The organism is Marinimicrobium sp. C6131 (assembly GCF_026153455.1).
In the GTDB taxonomy this organism is placed as follows: Bacteria; Pseudomonadota; Gammaproteobacteria; order Pseudomonadales; family Cellvibrionaceae; genus Marinimicrobium.
The window spans coordinates 2,301,775-2,321,980 of the sequence record NZ_CP110629.1 but is presented as its reverse complement, the minus strand read 5'-3'; the positions used below and the strand labels follow the sequence as shown (position 1 = coordinate 2,321,980).

At 60.5% G+C, this 20,206-nt stretch carries 18 protein-coding genes and 1 tRNA gene; 16 read left to right on the top strand and 3 right to left on the bottom strand.

Translation table 11 applies throughout. From position 1 onward, the window contains the following. From bioF to OOT55_RS10000, 6 genes are all read left to right on the top strand, one after another. Positions 1-1,194, top strand: a complete 1,194-nt coding sequence (bioF, locus tag OOT55_RS10025; RefSeq protein ID WP_416140954.1) for an 8-amino-7-oxononanoate synthase — start codon at positions 1-3, stop codon at positions 1,192-1,194. Continuing rightward, entirely contained in the window at positions 1,191-2,804 is a 1,614-nt protein-coding gene (bioC, locus tag OOT55_RS10020) for a malonyl-ACP O-methyltransferase BioC (protein WP_265365738.1), read from the top strand. Before bioF ends, bioC begins: the two co-directional genes overlap by 4 nt. 27 nt (positions 2,805-2,831) lie before the next feature. Beyond that, positions 2,832-3,515 carry a dethiobiotin synthase gene (gene bioD, locus OOT55_RS10015; RefSeq protein ID WP_265365737.1) on the top strand — a complete coding sequence of 228 codons (684 nt, stop codon included), beginning with the start codon at positions 2,832-2,834 and terminating at the stop codon, positions 3,513-3,515. 149 nt (positions 3,516-3,664) lie between these two features. Then, the gene (locus OOT55_RS10010; RefSeq protein WP_265365736.1) at positions 3,665-3,910 is read left to right on the top strand and encodes a hypothetical protein; all 246 of its coding nucleotides are present in this window, start codon (positions 3,665-3,667) and stop codon (positions 3,908-3,910) included. A gap of 15 nt (positions 3,911-3,925) precedes the next feature. Continuing rightward, positions 3,926-4,945 carry a putative metalloprotease CJM1_0395 family protein gene (locus tag OOT55_RS10005; RefSeq protein WP_265365735.1) on the top strand — a complete coding sequence of 340 codons (1,020 nt, stop codon included), beginning with the start codon at positions 3,926-3,928 and terminating at the stop codon, positions 4,943-4,945. Between the two features lie 109 nt (positions 4,946-5,054). Further along, on the top strand, positions 5,055-5,237 hold the full coding sequence (locus tag OOT55_RS10000) for a DUF3094 family protein (RefSeq protein ID WP_265365734.1): 183 nt from the start codon (positions 5,055-5,057) through the stop codon (positions 5,235-5,237). Positions 5,238-5,295: 58 nt separating this feature from the next. Here OOT55_RS10000 and OOT55_RS09995 read toward each other — a convergent pair whose 3' ends face one another. After that, positions 5,296-5,709 (bottom strand): DUF4399 domain-containing protein, encoded by a 414-nt coding sequence (locus OOT55_RS09995; protein ID WP_265365733.1) that lies wholly within the window; start codon positions 5,707-5,709, stop codon positions 5,296-5,298. Positions 5,710-5,919: 210 nt separating this feature from the next. Here OOT55_RS09995 and OOT55_RS09990 point away from each other — a divergent pair. The 8 genes from OOT55_RS09990 to pnp all read left to right on the top strand — a co-directional run bounded on the left by OOT55_RS09990 (position 5,920) and on the right by pnp (position 15,382). Further along, a tRNA-Met gene (locus OOT55_RS09990) sits at positions 5,920-5,996 on the top strand. A 405-nt stretch (positions 5,997-6,401) separates the two neighbouring features. Next, positions 6,402-6,863, top strand: coding sequence for a ribosome maturation factor RimP (gene rimP, locus OOT55_RS09985; protein ID WP_265365732.1), 462 nt, complete (start codon positions 6,402-6,404; stop codon positions 6,861-6,863). A gap of 35 nt (positions 6,864-6,898) precedes the next feature. After that, positions 6,899-8,371, top strand: a complete 1,473-nt coding sequence (gene nusA, locus OOT55_RS09980) for a transcription termination factor NusA (RefSeq protein WP_265365731.1) — start codon at positions 6,899-6,901, stop codon at positions 8,369-8,371. Between the two features lie 65 nt (positions 8,372-8,436). Continuing rightward, positions 8,437-11,151, top strand: a complete 2,715-nt coding sequence (gene infB / locus OOT55_RS09975; protein ID WP_265365730.1) for a translation initiation factor IF-2 — start codon at positions 8,437-8,439, stop codon at positions 11,149-11,151. 97 nt (positions 11,152-11,248) lie between these two features. After that, on the top strand, positions 11,249-11,650 hold the full coding sequence (gene rbfA, locus OOT55_RS09970; protein ID WP_265365729.1) for a 30S ribosome-binding factor RbfA: 402 nt from the start codon (positions 11,249-11,251) through the stop codon (positions 11,648-11,650). Beyond that, positions 11,650-12,615: a tRNA pseudouridine(55) synthase TruB gene (gene truB / locus OOT55_RS09965; protein WP_265365728.1), complete on the top strand. Its 966-nt coding sequence runs from the start codon at positions 11,650-11,652 to the stop codon at positions 12,613-12,615. The genes rbfA and truB overlap by 1 nt, the downstream gene beginning before the upstream one ends. Positions 12,616-12,748: 133 nt before the next feature. Continuing rightward, positions 12,749-13,018, top strand: coding sequence for a 30S ribosomal protein S15 (gene rpsO, locus OOT55_RS09960; protein WP_265365727.1), 270 nt, complete (start codon positions 12,749-12,751; stop codon positions 13,016-13,018). A gap of 225 nt (positions 13,019-13,243) precedes the next feature. After that, complete coding sequence (gene pnp, locus OOT55_RS09955; protein ID WP_265365726.1) at positions 13,244-15,382, top strand: polyribonucleotide nucleotidyltransferase; 2,139 nt, start codon at positions 13,244-13,246, stop codon at positions 15,380-15,382. 127 nt (positions 15,383-15,509) lie between these two features. Here the strand turns inward: pnp and OOT55_RS09950 are convergent, their stop codons facing one another. Further along, positions 15,510-16,211 carry a ChrR family anti-sigma-E factor gene (locus OOT55_RS09950; protein ID WP_265365725.1) on the bottom strand — a complete coding sequence of 234 codons (702 nt, stop codon included), beginning with the start codon at positions 16,209-16,211 and terminating at the stop codon, positions 15,510-15,512. Beyond that, positions 16,208-16,789, bottom strand: coding sequence for a sigma-70 family RNA polymerase sigma factor (locus OOT55_RS09945; protein WP_265365724.1), 582 nt, complete (start codon positions 16,787-16,789; stop codon positions 16,208-16,210). Before OOT55_RS09945 ends, OOT55_RS09950 begins: the two co-directional genes overlap by 4 nt. A 635-nt stretch (positions 16,790-17,424) precedes the next feature. Between OOT55_RS09945 and OOT55_RS09940 the strand changes: the two genes are divergently transcribed. Continuing rightward, positions 17,425-19,770, top strand: coding sequence for a DUF1631 family protein (locus tag OOT55_RS09940; protein WP_265365723.1), 2,346 nt, complete (start codon positions 17,425-17,427; stop codon positions 19,768-19,770). Beyond that, a complete protein-coding gene (locus tag OOT55_RS09935) occupies positions 19,763-20,113 on the top strand; it encodes a PilZ domain-containing protein (RefSeq protein WP_265365722.1) in 351 nt (116 codons plus the stop codon). Before OOT55_RS09940 ends, OOT55_RS09935 begins: the two co-directional genes overlap by 8 nt. Positions 20,114-20,206: the final 93 nt, after the last annotated feature.

The window sequence follows — 20,206 nt, the reverse complement described above, 5'->3', positions numbered from 1 at the left end:
GTGGCCCACGCCTCTCTGGATGCGGCGCTCGGGCCCGCACTGACGGCTCGTCGGGCCCAGTCTCTCTATCGCCGGCGCCGGACGCTGGCCTCCCCGCAGGGCCCCGAGGTGGTGGTTGACGGTCGCCGCCTGGCCGGTTTCTGCAGCAACGATTATCTGGGGCTGGCCAATCACCCGGCCGTCATCGAGGCGTTCAAAGCCGGGGCCGACGCTCTGGGGGTGGGCAGTGGTGCCTCCCACCTGGTTTGTGGCCACTCCCGCGAGCATCACGCTCTGGAAGAAGAGCTGGCGGCTTTTTGTGGTCGCGAGCGGGCGCTGCTGTTTTCCACAGGCTACATGGCCAACCTGGGCACGGTAACGGCACTGGTGGGCAAGGGCGACGCCATTTTTGAGGACCGTCTGAATCACGCTTCACTGCTCGATGCCGGTCTGCTCAGCGGCGCCCGTTTTCAGCGCTTTTCCCACAACGACCCGGAGCACCTCGAGCGCCGTCTGGCGGGCTCGGATGCCAGGCGCCGTCTGGTCGCCGTGGACGGAGTCTTCAGTATGGATGGTGACTGCGCGCCGCTCGCCGAGCTCGGCCGGGTCAGCAATGCCCACGGCGGTTGGTTGATGGTGGACGACGCTCATGGTTTTGGCTGTCTGGGCGCGCGCGGCGCGGGTACTCTGGAGGCCCAGGGGGTGACGGAAGCGGACGTTCCGGTGTATATGGCGACCCTCGGCAAGGCCCTGGGTACCGCCGGTGCGTTTGTCGCGGGCAGTGAAGCATTGATCGAAACGCTGATTCAGTTTGCCCGCAGCTACATCTACACCACCGCGCTGCCACCGGCGGTCGCTGCGGCGACCCGGGCGAGTCTGCGGCTGGTGCAGGAAGAGTCCTGGCGCAGGACAGTGTTGAACGAGCGCATTGGGCAATTTCGGGAGGGGGCTCGAGCCCTCGGGCTCACCCTGATGGACTCCCACACAGCGGTCCAGCCGGTGCTGATTGGCGATGACCGCCGGGCGCTCGCACTGGCCTCCTCCCTGGAGAAAAAGGGATACTGGGTGGTCGCGATTCGCCCGCCCACCGTACCTAAAGGCAGTGCCCGGTTGAGAGTGACCCTGAGTGCCAGCCACTCCCGGGCACAGGTAGACGGGCTGCTGTCCGCACTGGCGGACAGCCTCCATGAACTCGCGTCTGTGGAGGCGCCGTGACTGACCCGATGATTCCGCTGAGTGCGCCCCGTGAGCTCGACGCTCCGCTGGCCACCCATCACTTCCCCGCGCTCGCGCCAACCTCGGCGGAGCCGCTGGTGTTGCTCCACGGCTGGGGCTTCGACAGCCGCAGTTGGGAGCCGCTACTGCCCTGGTTGCGTCAGTACAGCGATGTGATTGCCCTGGACCTGCCGGGCTTTGGAGACAGCCCGGGCGGAGCGGATTTTTCCCTCGATAACGTGCTCAATGCCATTGAACAGAGTCTGCCGGCGCAGGCAACGCTGGTGGGGTGGTCGCTGGGGGGAATGCTCGCGGTTGCGCTGGCCGCCCGGCAGCCCGAACGCATCACCCGCGTGATCACCCTTGCCAGCAATCTTCGTTTTGTGGCCGACGCGAGCTGGCCGGAGGCGATGGCGCCGGCCATCAATCAACGGTTCAATCGTGATTTCGAGCGCACCCCCGCCAAAGGGCTGCAACGCTTTCTGGCGCTGGTTGCCCATGGCGACCGGCGCGAGCGGGAATTGCGTGCGGAACTGGCGGCAGTACAGCCCGATTCCGGGCAAATTCGGCCTCAATGGGCCCAGGCGCTGTCGTTGTTGTCGAGTCTGGACAACGGCCATGCCTTCGAGGGGCTGCGTCAGCCCGGCCTGCACCTGTTTGCCGAGCACGATGCGCTGGTGCCATTGGCCGCGGCGGGTCAGATGCCGGCCCTCAACCAGCGCCAGCGCGTATCCGTGGTGGCCGGCGCAGGACACGCCATGCACTGGAGTGAGCCGGAGCGGGTGGGAGAGGCCATTCTGCACTTCCTGCGCCTGACCACCGGTCAGTTGGACAAGCGGCGTGTCGCTCACTCGTTCAGTCGGGCCGCAACCAGTTACGACAGCGTCGCCCGACTGCAACGAGCGGTGGGGGAGACGCTACTGAATCAGCTGGGCGGGCTGGAGCTCGGCGCCGTGAAAACCCTGGTTGACCTGGGCTGCGGAACGGGTTATTTCGGTGAGCGCCTGGCGCACCGTTTACCGGAGGCCCAGATGATCGGACTGGATATTGCGGAGGGTATGCTCCGCTTTGCCCGTCAGGAGCGCGATATCCCCGCGCTGTGGTTGTGCGGAGATGCCGAGGAGTTGCCGCTGGCCGACGCCAGTGTGGACCTCATATTTTCCAGCCTGTCGGTCCAGTGGTGTGAACATCTGCCGAGCCTGTTCGGTGAGCTGCAACGGGTTCTGAAGCCGGGGGGAAGGTTGCTGTTCTCCACCCTGGGGCCGCGAACGCTCTGGGAATTGAAAAGTGCCTGGCAGAGTGTGGATGGCTACGTTCATGTCAATCGCTTCCCGCCGCAGCGGGCGGTCGATGAGGCGCTGCGTCAGGCGGGGTTCGTGGCGCCTGAATGGCAGCGGGAAGAGCGGGTACTGCGGTACGAGGCGTTGGGCGAACTGACCCGGGAACTGAAAGCGCTCGGGGCGCACAACGTCAACCGGGGGCAGCCCGAAGGGCTCACCGGACGCCAGAAAATTCAGGCGCTCAAAGCGGCTTACGAGCCGTTTCGGGAAGAGGGGCTTCTGCCCGCCAGTTACGAGGTGTACTACGCCGCAGCGCGCAAGCCTCACTAACCAGACTTTGCAAGAGACCAACGCACCATGGCAAAACACGCGTTCTTTGTCACCGGCACGGACACCGGTGTAGGTAAAACCTGTATCGCGGCCGGCCTGCTGCAGGCGGCCAATCTTCGGGGATTGACCACCGCGGCACTCAAGCCGGTGGCGGCCGGCTGTGAACGGACTCCGGATGGGTTGCGCAACGAGGACGCCCTGCGGTTGCAGTCGGTCATCAGTACCCCTCTGGACTACGAACAGATCAATCCGGTGGCCCTCGAGCCGGCCATTGCACCGCACATCGCGGCGCTGGAGGCCCGGCGACCCCTGTCGACGGATCGTCTGGTGGGCTATTGCCGCGGCGTTCTTGGGCAGGCGGACTTTACCGTGGTGGAAGGAGCCGGAGGCTGGCGAGTGCCGCTCAACCCCGCTGAAACCCTGGCGGATCTCGCCCGGCTGCTCAATTTACCGGTCATTCTGGTGGTGGGGGTGCGGCTGGGTTGCCTGAATCACGCCCTGTTGACGGCCGAGGCCATTGCCCGCGACGGCCTGCCACTGGCCGGTTGGGTGGCCAATGTGCTGGATCCCGACATGCCGCGTTTGCGGGAGAACGTTGATGCTCTGGGCCAGCGCCTGCGGGCACCGTTCCTGGGGTGGGTGCCCTCGCTGTCGTCGCCGGAGCCGGGTGCGGTTGCCGAGCACCTGAACCTGGACCCCTTGATCGGTTAGTGCGTTCAGTTCTATAAACGGCGGTTTTACTGCGAAAAACTCTGATAAATTGCCGGTCTTGATTGTTTTTTGGTCAGCTGGCGCGCTAAACTGACAAAGTCTGTTGTCTAATACCGGCCTCCTTGGCCGAGCTGAGAAGGGGGTACACAATGGAAATTGGTTCTGCGGTCAATCAGGCCTTGATCGGTATGCAGCGCAGCCAGTCCGAAATGGTCGGCTCCGCGCAGCAGATCGCCCAGTCTGGCACTGTGCCCGCAACCCAGTCAGCGTCCAGCCTGCAAATTGTGGAGCCTCTGATCAACATCGAGGCACAGCAGCAGGTGTTCGACAGCAACGCCCGGGTGCTTGAAGCCGCTGATGAAAACGTCGGCCGGCTGATTGACATCATGGCCTGATGACTGCCCTCGGTCATGGCACCGGTCATTCCCTCCAACTTTGCCAACGCCGTGGCGCCTTTTGTGCCTGCGGGGCGAGCCCCTGTGGGGCAGGAAACCGATGACCTGAGAGGGTCCACTCTCCAGCCCCTGGAAGAGTCTGCCGAGACCGCTCGGGGCGAGAACTTCCGCTCCCCCGATCAACGCCCCGGAGAGGCTGACCAGCAGTTGCAGCAGCAGGCGCGCCGCGACGGGCGGGTTCGCTCTGACGCCCCCGAGACCGATGCACAGCCTCCCTCAGATGCCCGCCGTGACGATCGCGTAACGCTTTCTGTTTCAGGGCAGGCAGCCCTGGCGTCGGAGGCGAATGCGGGTCAGTCCTCTGCGCCGCAAGCGAGCGCTCCCCGCTCTGACGCGACACCGCCGGCCGACGGGTCGTCCGGCGACCCCCGTAGTGCGTTCCGCGAGAGCCGGGAGAAACAGCAGACGCTGGAAACCCAGGCCGAAATCCGGGAGTTGGCCGCCCGGGACCGTGAGGTGCGCCAGCACGAACAGGCCCACGCCGCTCTGGGAGGGCGGTACGCCGGCGCGCCGCAATACGAATTTGTCCGGGGCCCCGATGGGGTCGCCTACGCGGTGTCGGGGGAGGTGCCCATCGATACCAGTCGGGTACCAAATGACCCCCAGGCGACCATTGAAAAGGCCCAGCAGATCCGCCGCGCAGCCTATGCACCGGCTGAGCCTTCCGATACCGATCGACGCGTGGCGGCGGAGGCGGCGCGAATGGAGGCGGAGGCTCGGGCTGAGCTGCGTCAGATAGAGGCTGAAAACGCCCGGGCGGAGCGTGAGCCCTCCGACGATAAGGGCGACTCCCGTGACCGGCTTGACGAAACCCGCTCGGAGCGCGAGCGAGATGAGGCGGAACGGGAAGAGCGGCGCAACGCTCTGGTCGATGACGCCCGCCAGCGCAACATCGACACCTACATTCAACTGGTAGGCCTGAGTGGATTGACCAGTGATGGTCGCTCCGGTAGCCGCCTGGATCAACGTATTTAAGCCCCGTCACCCCACCGCTTTTGCCGATCTGTTTCCCGTTCTATACTGTGTGCCTTTGGCGCCGCCGAGTCGGTGCGCCGGTTGAATAATGTCCTCGTGGAGGCAGGCAGTGCATAAACCTCAATTGACTCCGGAAGATCAGGCGCGCGTTGATGCGGTTACCCGTCGAGGGGTGAACAGTGTCGAGCGAAAACCGTTCCGGCTGTGGACGTTGCTGGGTGTGATTTTGCTGGTGCTGACGATGTTGAGCGGGTTGAGTTATCTGATCGCCAGTATTCAGGGGGTGGTCTAGGCTTCTGGTAGCGGAGCCGTCCGGCACGCCCTGGCGGGCGCGCCGGCGCGGTGGCGAGTTACTCGCTGACGGTAATGGTGATCTTCTCGGACACCACCGGCTCGTCGTGCGGGCGATGCAGGTGGTCGCCGAGCAAAAGCTGCAGAGTGTGTTCACCGGGCTCCAGCTCCACCGTGGTTTCCGTCTGTCCGCCCCCGAAGTGAACGTGCTGATCGTCAGCCGGAATCGGCTTGTCCAGATCGGGCAGTGTCTCCAGGTCAATCAGCAGGTGATGATGCCCGGTGTTATCCCGCTCAACTCCCGCAGGGGCCACGCCCATGCCCTTGAGGCCGAACTTGACGGTGACCGGGCTGGTAACCGTGTCGCCATCGCTCGGGGAAATGATATAAGCGCTGGGACTTCCGGCCTGGACGGAAAGCGCCGCCAGGGCGAGGGTGGCGGTGCCCAGTAATGTGCGTAGAAAATGTGTCATCGAAAACCTCCGTGCATTGAGTCATGGGAATGAAACCTGATGGCGTCATTATAGGTCTTAAGGATACGACTCGATACCTCGGCCAGATGCTCAAGTGTAAAGAAGCTTAATGGCGCAAGTATTTGAAATAAGTTGGATTTGGGGTTGACCCACCCTGGGTGTGCGCCTATAATTCGCCACCTCGGTCAGGCAGTGCCGCCGAGTTGAAGTTGCGGGGTGGAGCAGTCTGGTAGCTCGTCGGGCTCATAACCCGAAGGTCGTTGGTTCAAATCCAGCCCCCGCTACCAAATTTAAAGAGTGGTGCGATGTAGAAAATGCCCGACGAGGTCGGTCTCACTTTCTACCTGGGCGGCCCAGCCGGCGAAGGCCGTTGGTCCAAATCCAGTCCCCGCTACCACTTATTTGGAAAGTTGATGAGTGACCTTTATACGGTGTTCAGCTTTCCCAGTCGGCCCGACAAGAAGCCGGCGCTCGAATAAGCCCCTGTCATGGGGCTTTTTTGTATTTGTAAAAAGGGGTGCACCCCCGCCACAGAGGCCTGTGGCCGCAGTTTCGAAAATGGGCCTCTGGCCCATTTTTTGTAGCCGCCTTCCCTGGCGGTTACCCTGCGGGCCGTCGCCGAGCGACGTCAAAAATCGCTCCCGGCGATTATTTGTCAGGGCGGCACCCCGCCACACAGGTGAACCGATTTCATGGCGTCCAAACAGGAACAGCTGCACGCGCTGATTGCGCCCGTTGTTGAAGCGCTCGAGTGTGAACTCTGGGGGGTGGAATACCTGACCCAGGGGCGTTACTCCACGCTGCGTATCTATATTGATCGCCCCGGTGAGGAAGGTGTCAATCTGGAAGACTGCGAACGCGTCAGTCGTCAGGTGAGCAGCCTGATGGATGTGGAAGATCCCATTACCAATCGCTACACCCTTGAGGTGTCGTCGCCGGGAATGGATCGGCCGTTGTTCACGCCCGAACAGTACAGGCGCTATATCGGTGAAGTGATTTCACTGAAGACCCGGGCCCCGGTGGCCGGGCGGCGCAAATTCAAAGGTCAGTTACAGGCTGTTGAAGGGGACTCGGTGGTATTGATAGTGGACGGTGCGGAGCACACCCTGTCGATCGGGTCGATTGAAAAAGCGAATTTGGTCCCACGCTTTTAACGAAGCGCGGTGAAGGAGTTTAACGAGGCAAGCTCATGAACAAAGAAATTTTGTTGGTCGCCGATGCGGTGTCAAATGAAAAAGGTGTGGAAAAGGAGATCATTTTCCAGGCCATCGAAACTGCGCTGGCCACGGCAACCAAAAAGCGTTTTGACGAAGATTCCAATATCGAAGTGCGTATTGACCGCGCGACGGGTGACTATGAAACTTTCCGCACCTGGGAAGTGGTCAGCGACGACGTGGTGGCCGAACTGGGCACCCAATTGACCACCGAAGAGGCGGCTGAAAAGGATCCGGACCTCAAGGTTGGCGACATCTGCCGCGAGAAGATCGAAAACGTCGAATTTGGACGGATTGCCGCCCAGACCGCCAAGCAGGTGATTGTCCAGAAGGTTCGTGAAGCCGAGCGGGCTCAGATGGTGGAAGAGTATCGCGACCAGGTGGGTGAACTGGTCAGTGGCACCGTGAAAAAAGTGACCCGCGATAGTATCATTGTGGACCTTGGCAATAATGCCGAAGGTCTGTTGCCGCGGGATCAACTGGTTGGCCGGGAAATTTTCCGGGTCGGTGATCGCGTGCGCGCCCTGTTGCAGGATGTCCGCAATGAAACGCGGGGCCCGCAGCTGTTCTTGAGCCGGTCCTGCCCGGAAATGCTGATCGAGCTGTTCAAGATTGAAGTCCCGGAAATTGCCGAAGAGGTCATCGAGATCAAAGGTGCGGCACGCGATCCAGGCCTGCGCGCCAAGATTGCTGTCAATACCAACGACGGTCGCATCGATCCGGTCGGCGCCTGCGTGGGAATGCGCGGGTCGCGCGTCCAGGCGGTTTCCAACGAGCTCGGCAATGAGCGTGTGGACATCGTGCTGTGGGATGAAAACCCCGCGCAGTTCGTGATCAACGCCATGTCACCCGCGGAAATTGAGTCCATCGTGGTGGATGAAGACGCCGGCTCCATGGACCTGGCGGTCAGTGAAGACAACCTCGCCATGGCCATTGGTCGTGGCGGTCAGAACGTACGCCTGGCGAGCGAACTGACCGGCTGGGACATCAACGTGATGAGCCTGGAAGAGTGGCAGTCCAAGCAGGAAGAAGAGTCCGGCAGCTATATTGAACTGTTCATGAATGCGCTGGATGTTGATGAAGACGTCGCCGGTGTTCTGGTGGAAGAAGGTTTCACCTCTCTGGAAGAGGTGGCTTATGTGCCGCTGGATGAAATGCTGGCTATTGAAGGTTTTGACGAAGACATTGCCGAAGAACTGAGAGCGCGCGCGAAAGATGCGTTGCTGACGCAAGCCCTGGCCTCGGAAGAGAGTTCAGAGCCGGCTGATGACCTGCTCAATATGGAAGGTATGGATGAGGCCCTGGCGAAAACCCTTGCCGGCCGCGGTATCGTCACAATGGAAGACCTGGCTGAACAGGCTATTGATGACCTGCTGGACATCGACGGCATGGATGAAGAGCGCGCAGCGGCGCTGATCATGAAGGCGCGCGAGCCCTGGTTTGCCTGATCCCTGAACGGTTGAACCCATTCAGGTCGAGCATCGCGGGCAACGAACAACACTGAGGATACACAATGGCAGAAGTAACAGTTAGCGAACTCGCCAAATCTGTGGGCGCACCGGTCGAGCGTCTGCTGAAGCAGATGCAAGAGGCCGGCTTGAGCCAGAAAACCGAAGATGCACTGGTGTCTGACGAGGAAAAGCAAACGTTGCTGACCTACCTCAAGACCAGCCACGGGGAGTCTTCGGACGGGCCCAAGAAGATTACGCTCAAGCGCAAAACCACCACTACGCTGAAAACCGGTAGTGGCGCGGCGCGCAAGACTGTGAACGTGGAAGTTCGCAAGAAGCGTACCTATGTGAAGCGCGATCCTCAGGAAGTACAAGCCGAGGAAGAGGCGCTGGAAGCTGAAAAGATTGCGGCGGAGAACGCCGCAGCTGAAGAGGCCCGTGCGCGCAAGCTGGCCGAGGAAAAGGCGGCTGCCGAAGCGAAGGCTGCTGAAGAGGCGGAAGCCAAAGCCCGTGCCGAGCAGGCTGAAAGCGGCGCGGAAGCAGCCGAAGCAGCCAAGTCCGAAGAGGCCGAGACATCGCCGGCGGAGCCGACGCGTCCTTCCTTTGTCGACGATGCGGAGGAAATTCGTCTCCGCGCCCAGGAGCGCCGCAAGGCGGAAGAGGCCAAGCGCGAAGCCGAGTTGAAGGCGCTCGAAGAAGTGCGTCGTGCCCAGGAAGAGGCCCGCGCCGAGCGCGCCGCGGCTGCCGTTGTGGCACCGCCGGCTGAAAAGGAAGACACCAAACACGGCAAGAAGAAAGAGCGCCACGGCAAGGCGTTTGATGAGGAAGAGGGCGCCAAGCATCGCAAGCGTGCCGGGAAAGGCAAACGCTCCATGGGGCCGAAGAAAAACTCCAAGGCCGACATCTATGCGATGGTGGAAGAGGAAACGGAATCCGAAGAGGTCCTGGCCCGTCGTCGCAGTGTGCGCGCGGCTCACAAAGCCTCTAACAAACACGCATTCAAGAAACCGACAGGTAAGATTATTCGAGACGTAGAGATTCCCGAGACCATCACCGTGGGCGAGCTGGCCCAGCGGATGAGCGTCAAGTCGGGCGAAGTGATCAAGCAACTGATGAAAATGGGCGTTATGGCCACCATCAACCAGCCGCTGGAGCAGGATACCGCCCAGTTGCTGGTCGAAGAGTACGGTCACAACGCGGTGCTCAAGAGCGAAGACGAAATCGAGCACAAGCTCGAAGAGGAACTGGAAGTCAAGGTGCAGGGTGAAGGCAAGCCGCGCGCCCCGGTGGTGACCGTCATGGGTCACGTTGACCACGGTAAAACGTCGCTTCTGGACTACATTCGTAAAACCAAAGTGGCCTCCGGTGAAGCCGGTGGCATCACCCAGCACATTGGCGCCTACCGGGTCAAAACCAGCCAGGGCGAAGTTGCTTTTCTGGATACCCCAGGCCACGCCGCGTTTACCGCCATGCGTGCCCGCGGCGCCCAGTGTACCGACGTGGTGATTCTGGTCGTGGCCGCCGACGATGGCGTGATGCCCCAGACCGAGGAGGCGATTCAGCACTCCAAGGCTGCCGGTGTTCCGATCGTGGTTGCCATCAACAAGTGCGACAAGGAAAACGCTGATCCCGAGCGAGTGAAAAACGAACTCGCCGCCAAAGACGTCATTCCGGAAGAGTGGGGCGGCGATACCCAGTTCATCGAAGTCTCGGCCCTCACTGGCGCCGGTATCGATGAGCTGTTGGAAGCGGTTTCACTGCAAGCCGAAATTCTGGAGCTCAAGGCGGTAGAAGATGCACCCGCGCAGGGCGTGGTGGTTGAATCCCGCGTTGAGAAAGGTCGCGGTGTGGTGGCGACTCTGCTGGTACAGCAGGGCACCCTGAACCACGGGGATCTGGTACTGGCCGGACAGAGCTATGGTCGCGTGCGCGCCATGACCAACGAACTGGGCCAGCAGGTCAAGTCCGTGGGTCCGTCCTCGCCGGTTGAGATTCTGGGTCTGGACAACGCGCCGAGTGCCGGTGACGATTTCGCCGTGCTGGAAGACGAGCGCAAGGCGCGCGAGGTTGCCGAGTTCCGTGCCGAGAAAGAGCGTAAGGAAAAGCTGCAGCGTCAGCAGGCGGCCAAGCTGGAAAACATGTTTGCCAATATGGAAAGCGACCAGAAGAAGATTCTGCCGGTCGTGGTCAAGGCAGACGTGCGCGGCTCACTGGAAGCCATCCAGTCGTCCCTGATGGAAATTGGCAACGAGGAGGTGCAGGTCAACATCGTGTCCTCCGGTGTCGGCGGTATTACCGAAAACGACGTCAACCTGGCGTTGACCTCCGGTGCCATTGTCTTTGGTTTCAATGTCCGGGCGCCCGCGAGTACCCGCCGCATGGCCGAGAACGAAGGGGTGGAGATTCGCTACTACAGCATCATCTATCAGTTGCTGGATGACGTGAAGAGTGCCCTGAGCGGTATGCTGGAGCCGGAGCGCGTCGAGACCATCGTCGGTATTGCCGATGTACGCGAAGTGTTCAGCTCGCCCAAGTTTGGCCAGGTGGCCGGCTGTATGGTGACTGAGGGCACCGTGTACCGGAACAAGCCGATCCGCGTTCTGCGCGATAACGTGGTGATCTTCGAAGGGGAGCTCGAATCCCTGCGTCGTTACAAAGACGATGTCAACGAAGTGCGTAACGGCATGGAGTGCGGTATCGGCGTGAAGAACTACGACGTGAAGGTCGGTGATCAGATCGAAGTGTTCGAAGTGAAGGAAGTTGCCCGTCAACTGTAATTCACGCACCGCTCGATAGCGTATGCCCCGGTGATGAGAGTCGCCGGGGCATTCCTGTCTTATAGCGCAACACGATCAGATATGAGGTGAGCTGGCAATGCCCAGAGAATTTACCCGCTCGGACCGGGTGTCCGATGCGATCCAGCGGCTCCTGGCACAATTGATTCCCCAGGAAATCCGGGACCCGCGCATTGGTATGGTGAACATCAACGATGTCACCGTGACCCGGGATATGGCCTTCGCCAAGGTGTATGTCACCTTCGTGGGCAATGACAGTGACGAGCAGGGCGTTGAGGGGGCCAGGCGACTGAATGGTGCCGCCGGCTTTCTGCGCACCCTGCTGGCCAAGGAAATGAACATGCGCACGGTCCCGCGTCTGCAGTTCCTGTACGACAAGACGGCCATTCGTGGTCAGGAGCTGTCGAACCTGATCGATCGGGCCGTGGCGGACGACAAAGCCCGCCACCACGCCGATGACGAGTCCGACGGGGAGGCCTGATGGCGCGTCGTCGCAAGGGCCGTCCGATTGACGGCGTGCTGCTGTTGAACAAAACCGCCGGAATGTCCTCCAATCATGCATTGCAGCGGGCCAAGCGGCTGTTTTTCGCCGCCAAGGCGGGCCACACCGGCAGTCTTGACCCTCTGGCCACCGGGCTGTTGCCGTTGTGTTTCGGTGAGGCCACCAAGTTTTCCCAGTTTCTGCTGGATGCGGAGAAAGGCTACCGCAGCACCTTTCGCCTGGGTGTGGTCACCAGCACCGGTGATGCCGAGGGCGAAGTGCTGCACGAGGCCGACGCCTCGGGAGTCACCCGGGAGCAGGTGGAGCGGGCACTGGAGCGGTTTGTCGGGGACATTGAGCAGGTTCCGCCCATGTTCTCGGCGCTCAAGCTCAACGGCCAACCGCTGTACAAACTGGCCCGGGAAGGCAAGGAAGTCGAGCGCAAGCCCCGGCCGGTGACGATCCACCGGATCGACCTGCTGGACTTTCGGCCGGGCCCCCAGGCGGAGATTGACGTCGAAGTCCTCTGCACCAAGGGCACTTATATTCGCACCCTCGCGGAGGATGTGGGGCAGGCGCTGGATTGCGGCGCCCGGGTGGAGCGACTGCACCGTACCCGTAGCGGCCCCTTTGATGTGGCCAATGCCGTCAGCCTCGAGGCGCTGGAGGCGGAGCGGGGCGAGGGTATGGCCGAGGTGCTGGACCACCATCTGCTGCCGGCGGATACCCCGGTCGCTGCCCTGCCGGCGCTGGTATTGCCCGCCGACAGCGCCTACTACTTCCGCCAGGGCAACCCGGTGATGGACCCCCAGGTCTACCGTCTGGGCGATGAAGGTGATATGGTGCGGGTCTTCGGTGAAAGCTCCGCCGGCTCGGAAGAACCCCGGTTTCTGGGCCTTGGTGAGCTGGACGATGAAGGGCGGGTGGCGCCCAAGCGGCTGGTGGCCGCCAGCGTGCCCCAGTGACGCTCGACGAACGACAGAGTTCGCCGGCGAATGCCGGCAACCCCGGAGCCTCGGCTTCGGGTACACAACCCACCTGTAAATATGCGCGGGTGCGGCTGTTTCTTTTTACGGCATATTACAAGAGGAAATGATTATGGCACTGAGTGCTGCAGAAAAAGCTGAAGTGGTTAAAGAGTACCAGCAGGCTGAAGGTGATACCGGTTCTCCGGAAGTTCAGGTAGCGTTGTTGACCGTTAACATCAACAAGCTGCAGGAGCACTTCGCGGACCACAAACAGGATCACCACTCGCGCCGCGGTCTTATCCGCATGGTTAACCAGCGTCGTAAGCTGCTGGACTACCTGAAGGGTAAGAGTACCAAGCGTTATGCTGACCTGATTCAGAAACTGGGTCTGCGTCGGTAAGAGTTCTGTGCCCGCTATGCGGGCACATTTTTTTCCGCTCTTCGGCCCCGGTGGGCCGGAGGGCTGTAAAACCGGCTCCGGCGAATACTGTATCCCCCGCGAGCCACCAGTCGCTTGCACGACAACTCGAATTGTTTCCAGGCTATGTTGAAGTATTTGCTTTGAATTATTCCGAGTCGTGACCGCACACAATTGAACGAAAGTGAAGAAGAGAAGGATAGAAGAGTGAATCCGATCATCAAGAAATTTCAGTACGGCGGCGAAACCGTCACCCTGGAGACCGGGCGTGTTGCCCGCCAGGCGACCGGCGCCGTCATGGTCACCATGGGTGACACCTCGGTTCTGTGTACCGTGGTAGGGGCCAAAGAGGCCAAGCCGGACCAGCCGTTTTTCCCGCTGTCCGTGCACTATCAGGAACGCGCCTACGCGGCCGGTAAAATTCCCGGCGGTTTCTTCAAGCGCGAGGGTCGCCCCTCCGAAAAAGAAACCCTGACCTCCCGCCTGATCGATCGTCCGATCCGCCCGTTGTTTCCCAAAGGTTTCATGAACGAAGTGCAGGTAGTCTGCACCGTCATGTCCACCTGTAAGGAAGTGGATCCGGATATCCCGGCGATGATCGGCACCTCCGCCTGTCTGGCCGTGTCCGGCATTCCGTTCGACGGCCCGATCGGCGCTGCTCGTGTGGGCTACACCCAGGACAGTGGCTACCTGCTCAACCCCAACTACGCCGCTCTGAAAACCTCCGAGCTGGACATGGTGGTTGCCGGTACCAAAGAGGCGGTTCTGATGGTGGAGTCCGAAGCCAAAGAGCTGCCGGAAGACATCATGCTGGGCGCGGTTCTGTACGCCCACCAGGAAATGCAGGTAGTGATTCAGGCCTGTGAAGAGCTGGCCCGTGACGGTGGCAAGCCCCGCTGGGACTGGCAGCCGGTGGAGCAGAATGCCGAGCTCAAGGCGAAGGTCGAAGCCGGTTTCAAAGACGGTATCGGCGAAGCCTACCGCATTACCGACAAGGCCGAGCGCTATGCCAAGCTGTCCGAGCTGCGCTCCCAGGCGGTAGAACAACTGGCCACCGAGGAGTCCGGTGTCAGCGCCAGCGAAATCGAAGGCCTGTTCGCCAGCGTGGAAAAGCAGCTGGTGCGCTCGCGCATCATCGCCGGTGAGCCCCGGATCGACGGTCGCGACAGCGCCACCGTCCGCCCGATTGAAGTGGAAGTGGGTGTACTGCCCAAGGCCCACGGTTCCGCGCTGTTCACCCGGGGTGAAACCCAGGCGCTGGTCGTGGCGACCCTCGGTAACGCCCGTGACTCCCAGATCATCGACGCGCTGGAAGGCGAGCGCAAAGACCCCTTCATGCTGCACTACAACTTCCCCCCCTACTCGGTGGGCGAGTGTGGTCGTATGGGCGGTACCGGTCGTCGCGAGATCGGTCACGGCCGTCTGGCCCGTCGCGGTGTCGGCGCGGTTCTGCCCAAAGAAGACGAATTCCCCTACACCCTGCGTGTGGTCAGTGAAATCACCGAATCCAACGGCTCCAGCTCCATGGCGTCGGTTTGTGGTGCCAGCCTGGCACTGATGGACGCCGGTGTGCCGCTGAAAGCGCCGGTGGCCGGTATCGCCATGGGTCTGGTGAAAGACGATGACGGTTTCGCCGTTCTGACCGATATCCTGGGTGATGAAGACCACCTGGGTGACATGGACTTCAAAGTGGCCGGCACCACCAGTGGTATTACCGCGTTGCAGATGGATATCAAGATCCAGGGCATTACCGAGCAGATCATGGAAATCGCTCTGGAGCAGGCCCTGAGTGCCCGCTTGCACATTCTCGGTGAAATGAACAAGGTGCTGGGCAAGTCCCGCGAAACCGTGAGCGACAACGCGCCGCGCTTTGAAACCCTGAAGGTGCACCCGGACAAGATCCGCGACATCATCGGTAAAGGCGGTGCGACCATTCGCTCCATCACCGAAGAGACCGGTGCGTCCATCGACATCGACGATGACGGTACCGTCAAAGTCTATGCCGACGATGGCAACGCGCTGAAAGCGGCCGTGACCAAGATCGAAGAAATTACCGCCGAGGCGGAAATTGGCGCGATTTACGAAGGCAAAGTCGTCCGTATCGTGGACTTCGGTGCGTTCGTCAATTTCCTGCCGGGTAAAGATGGTCTGGTGCACATCTCCCAGATCGCCGATGAGCGCGTCAATGCGGTCAGCGATTACCTGAAGGAAGGCCAGATGGTGAAGGTCAAATGTCTGGATGTCGACCAGCGTGGCCGTATCAAACTGTCCATCAAGGAAGCCAACGCTGACGCGCAAGCGGACGCCCCGGCGGCTTCCAGTGAGGAAAAAACCACCGAGGAGTAATCGCCTCGGTGAGTGACCATAAAAAAACCCGCCAATCGGCGGGTTTTTTTATGGTGGGCTATGCTTAAAAGATCGTGTAGGGGCCGAGCGCAGCGGTAAAAGGCCGCATCCGCCGTAACCCAATAAGCTACGCCTTCCAGGCCAACAACGGATTCAACCACCGCATCAACGGCCCGGTAAAGTGCATGGGCGCATCCAGCACCGTCAGACAGATGCAATCCTCATTCTGCAGTGCCGTCGGGCTGTGATGATGACTGGGGTCTCGCGCGATATAATCCCCGGCGTGATACACGCCCAGCTCATCGGAAAATCCGCCTTTCAGGACAACCGTCAACTCATTGCCCCGGTGGGTATGCACCGGAACCTTGGCGCCGGCTTTGATTTTCTGTAGCGTAATCCGGGCGCTGCCCATGTCCACGACGTTGGTCAGGTCGTACTTGGCAATTTCACGGGTCTGCTGTTGCCAGGCGAGTTCGTCCAGAGACGCCGGCAGGTAACGCTCCAGCGGATTGTGATAACGCTTGGACACGACAGTCTCCGTCCTGGCGGGCTTCTCAGACTCGATGCGTGCCATCAACTGATCAAACCCCTGGTCCAGGTCCTCGCTCTGGGCGTCGTCTCGCCCGGGAATCTGATCGTCGTTGGCCCCCACGCTGGCGGGGCGGGTTTCGGAGAGCAATACACCACCCAGGGCATTCAGTTTGCGCAACTGACTCTGGCACTGCAGGCAGTAGCCAAGATGCACGGAAACCGCGAGCGCCTGTGCAAGTCCCAGGCTGCCGGCGGAATACTCCAGCAGTGTCAAATCGTCGGGATGATGTGCACTCATAGTTCTGTCGCCTCTAACATCACTCGTAACTTCTTCATGGAAAGCCGCAGGCGGCCTTTCAGGGTTCCCAGGGGGACATTCAACTCTTCCGCCACTTCCTGATGGGTCTTACCCTCGTAGTACACCTTGCGAACCGCAATCATCTGATCTTCCGGCAGCTCAAGTATGGACTCCTTCATCTTCTTTTCCGTGGAGCCGGTCTCGATTGACCGAATCGTCGTGTCCTCGGTCGGAATCTGCCACAACTCTTCGGTATCCACCGTCATTTCCGCCTTTGTACGGCCCTTCTTTCTGAGCAGATCAATGCGCTGATTCCGGGTGATCGTGAATATCCAGGTCGATGCGGATGCCAGGGAATCACGGTACTTGTCGGCATTTCGCCAGACACTGGTCATGACTTCCTGAACGAGCTCCTCGGCTTGCTGGTTCATTCCCTGATTGATGGCATAGGCCTTGATTCTGGGCGCGAAGTGGTCATATACCTTGCGAAACGCCGCGGTGTCGCCATGGTGGGCGACCCGGCCCAGCAGCTCCCCCCAATCGGGGCCCTCCCCGTTACCGGGGCCTGTTTTACTCATTGATTGTGCCTTAGTCCGCAACATACAGCGCCTCGCTCGTCCTCTATTTTTTTCGGATTCGGCCGGGGCTCCGCCAGTGGGGGGCAGAACAACGGAATAATCCCTTATACGGAGGTGCGCGGAGTCCGGATCATTGCCTGGAACACTAAATCCCCGAACCGGTGATCCGGGGGGTGACATCGCCCGTATCAGAGTCACAAGCGCTACCACAGAGTATAGGAGATCGGCAGGCATCCTGTCTCGCCCCACCGGGTAATCCCGGCACTCTGAGCGCCCCGCCTCCAGAGTCTGACGGGTAACCCCCGTTTATCTGCGAGCTAGCCCTTTTGCCCGGTCTCGACCGGGCTTTTTTTGTCTTGCCCTGCCCTGTGGCCCATCCCGGGCGTCCCGCCTGACTACCAACTGCCTGAAAAATGTGACAAATGTCGCACGCTGTGGCACATTGGCAAGTCCCTACCTATGCTTATAGGGAGCCTCTTCATCAGGGCTTGCGCGAGCCTCTGAAGGGCCTTGCGGGGTAAGCGGTAAAACCCCGGTGCCAGGGTGACCCAAGGTAGGTATGACACGGGATCCCGGATGATCTGCCGATGAAGACAATAACAGTGACGATCACGGAAACGACCACTGGAGTAAACATGACAGACCCCCGACACAGCGGAGCCGGAGCGCCGGTACCGGATAGCCTTAACGACCCTCAGGTCGTGCAACACCTCAAGCACGCCCGTAGCCTCATGATGGATTACGCCCGGCGGGTGCTGCCGGTGTTCTGGCGGGAGTGGTGTGCTCGCCTGGAGGACTATGCCGAGAAGGCGCGCTCCAACAAGGAACAGATGGCCCTGTACGAATACAAGCGGATGATCGAGGCCTCTCAGCACGAGCTGGAGGAGGATATCTGCCAGCGCCTGAGTAATGGCTTCGTCAAGTTCAAGAACCGGATGCTCAATACCCTGACCGGCGAGGAGCGCTTCAGTGGCGATATGCTCGCCCTGGTGGAGCACTCGGATCTGGAGGAAACCATCGCGATCACCTCCATCACCCATCGGGCGGACAGCTTTTTTGCCGGTCAGCTCTGGGCGCTGCAGCAGCGTCTGGCCCTGCTCAACGGCGGTGAAAAAATCGACGAGCGAAGCAATCCGGTCAGCCCGGTGCAGTTCTGCGAAGCCCTGCGTAAGGCATTGCTCAATATCACGTTGGACAACAAGACCAAGATCATCGGCTATAAGACCTTCGACAAAGAAGTCATTGGTGCCCTCGACGAGCTCTACGAGGAGCTCAATAAATACTTTATCGAGGAGAACCTGCTGCCCAATCTGCGCTACACCGCGCTGGTGGATGATTCGCCGCAGGGGCCCGAATCTGCCGAGGAAACGAAGGGCGCCGCAGAAGACGTACCGATGAAGGACGGCGTGCCCCAACGGCGCGCCTCGGACCGTCTGCTCAGCGGTACCGCCACGCCCGCGGATACCCAGTATCAGGCCGGCCTTTACAACGCCATCCGTCTTCTACAGAACCATATTGCCCAGCAGGCGGCACCGGCGGGCGGAGCGCCCGCCGGTGCCGGCCCGGTTGGAGAACCGGCAGCGGGCGCGACGCCTTACCCGGCCGGGGGAGGAAAACCCTACAGCAGCCAGCAACTGGTGGGCGTGCTGCAGAGCCTGCAGGCGCAGGCCCTGAGTCAGACCCAGGCCGCCGCCTCGCAAAATGAAGCCGGCTTGATCACCACACCCCAGTCGATCCAGGCGGTCAGCCAGCAAATGCTGGCCCAGGTGGCGGCCGAGAGCGACGAACCCGGCACCGTGGACCCCGGCGATCTGGATACCATTGATCTGGTTGGACTGCTGTTCGAGTACATGCTGTCGGACGACAACCTGCCGGATTCGGTCAAGGCGCTGCTCAGCTATCTGCATACCCCGTTTCTCAAAATGGCTTTTATCGACAAGGACTTTTTTGAGCAGACGGACCACCCGGCTCGGGTACTCCTCAACAGCCTGGCCGAAGCGGGGGCCCGTTGGGTCAGCAATGATGGCACCAGCCAGTACGACATGTACAACAAGATCAAAACCACAGTGTTCCGGTTGCTGGCCGAGTTCAAAAACGACGTCCGCCTGTTTGCCGAGGTGTTGCTTGAGTTCAATGCCTACACTCACAACCTGGCGCGCCGTCAGGAATTGATGGAGCGGCGTGCACTGGAGAAAGTACAGGGAGAGGAAAAGCTGCGCGAGGCCAAACAGCGGGTCAACGACGAAGTGCGCAAGCGCACCGACAACCGTGAACTTCCCTCGGCGGTGCTGCTGTTGCTGCTGCAGCCCTGGTCCGATTACCTGTCGTTTGTGATTCTTCGCTACGGCGAAAATGCCGATAGCTGGCGACAGTGCCTGAAGGTGATGGACGAGCTGCTCTGGACTCTGGAGCCAAAGACCCTGGAGGCGGATAAAACCCGACAGCTGGACATTCAGGATCAGGTGATTCGGGCATTGCAGTCCGGGTTTGATACCATCGGCTATGATCAGGGAAAGGGCAAGAAGCTGCTCGAAGCAGTGGCGTCGCTACAGAAAATGGCGCTGCAGAGTCGACGTCCCGAACCCGCCCCGGCGCCCATGCGTTCTAAACTGGAAAGCATCGCTGCCGAAAAGGCCGGGCATAGTCGCGTGGCGAACGAGCCGGTGACCGGAGAAGAACAGAAGATTGTCGACAATCTCAAAATGATCGAATTTGGTACCTGGTTCGAGTACGAGGGTGGCCGACGCCTGAAAGTCGCCTGGTACAATAAGCGCACCCTGCACTACATGTTGGTGGATCAACAGGGGCGCAAAGTGGCCATGAACTCCGGGCTGCAGTTGGCCCGGGATATGATCGCCGGTCGGGCCCGGATTATCGCTGGTAGCACCAAACCGTTCTTTGAGCGTGCCCTGGAAAACATCTACCAGCAGCTCAATGCCAAAGTCGGTGGTCACGCCCAGGAGGAAGCTCAGAATGATTGATCACCAGCGGCAGTGGCCACGATATAGCATTGATGATGTTGTGGATGTCTATGACAACCTTCGGGATCTCTATCTGGGGCGCCTGGTCAACATCAATACCCACGGTTTGATGATCATGGGCGATCAGCCGATGGACGAGGACAGACTCTACAAACTGGACCTGCATTTGCCCGAAACCCTCAATGGCCGCAACAGTATTCATCTGGGCGTGGACTGTCTCTGGACCCGCAACGCCGATCACAACGGCAAACACTGGTCTGGCTTCAATATCATCGACGCCTCCCCGCAGGCCCGTGAAGACATTGAGACGCTGATTCAGCGCCTCGGCCAACCCCTGGCGTAAAGCCAGGATCGGCACTGAGGGAGACAGACTGCAACCTATTCTTGTATACTAGTAGACTTCCATAAAAGTAAAAATGACTATATCATGCGGGTT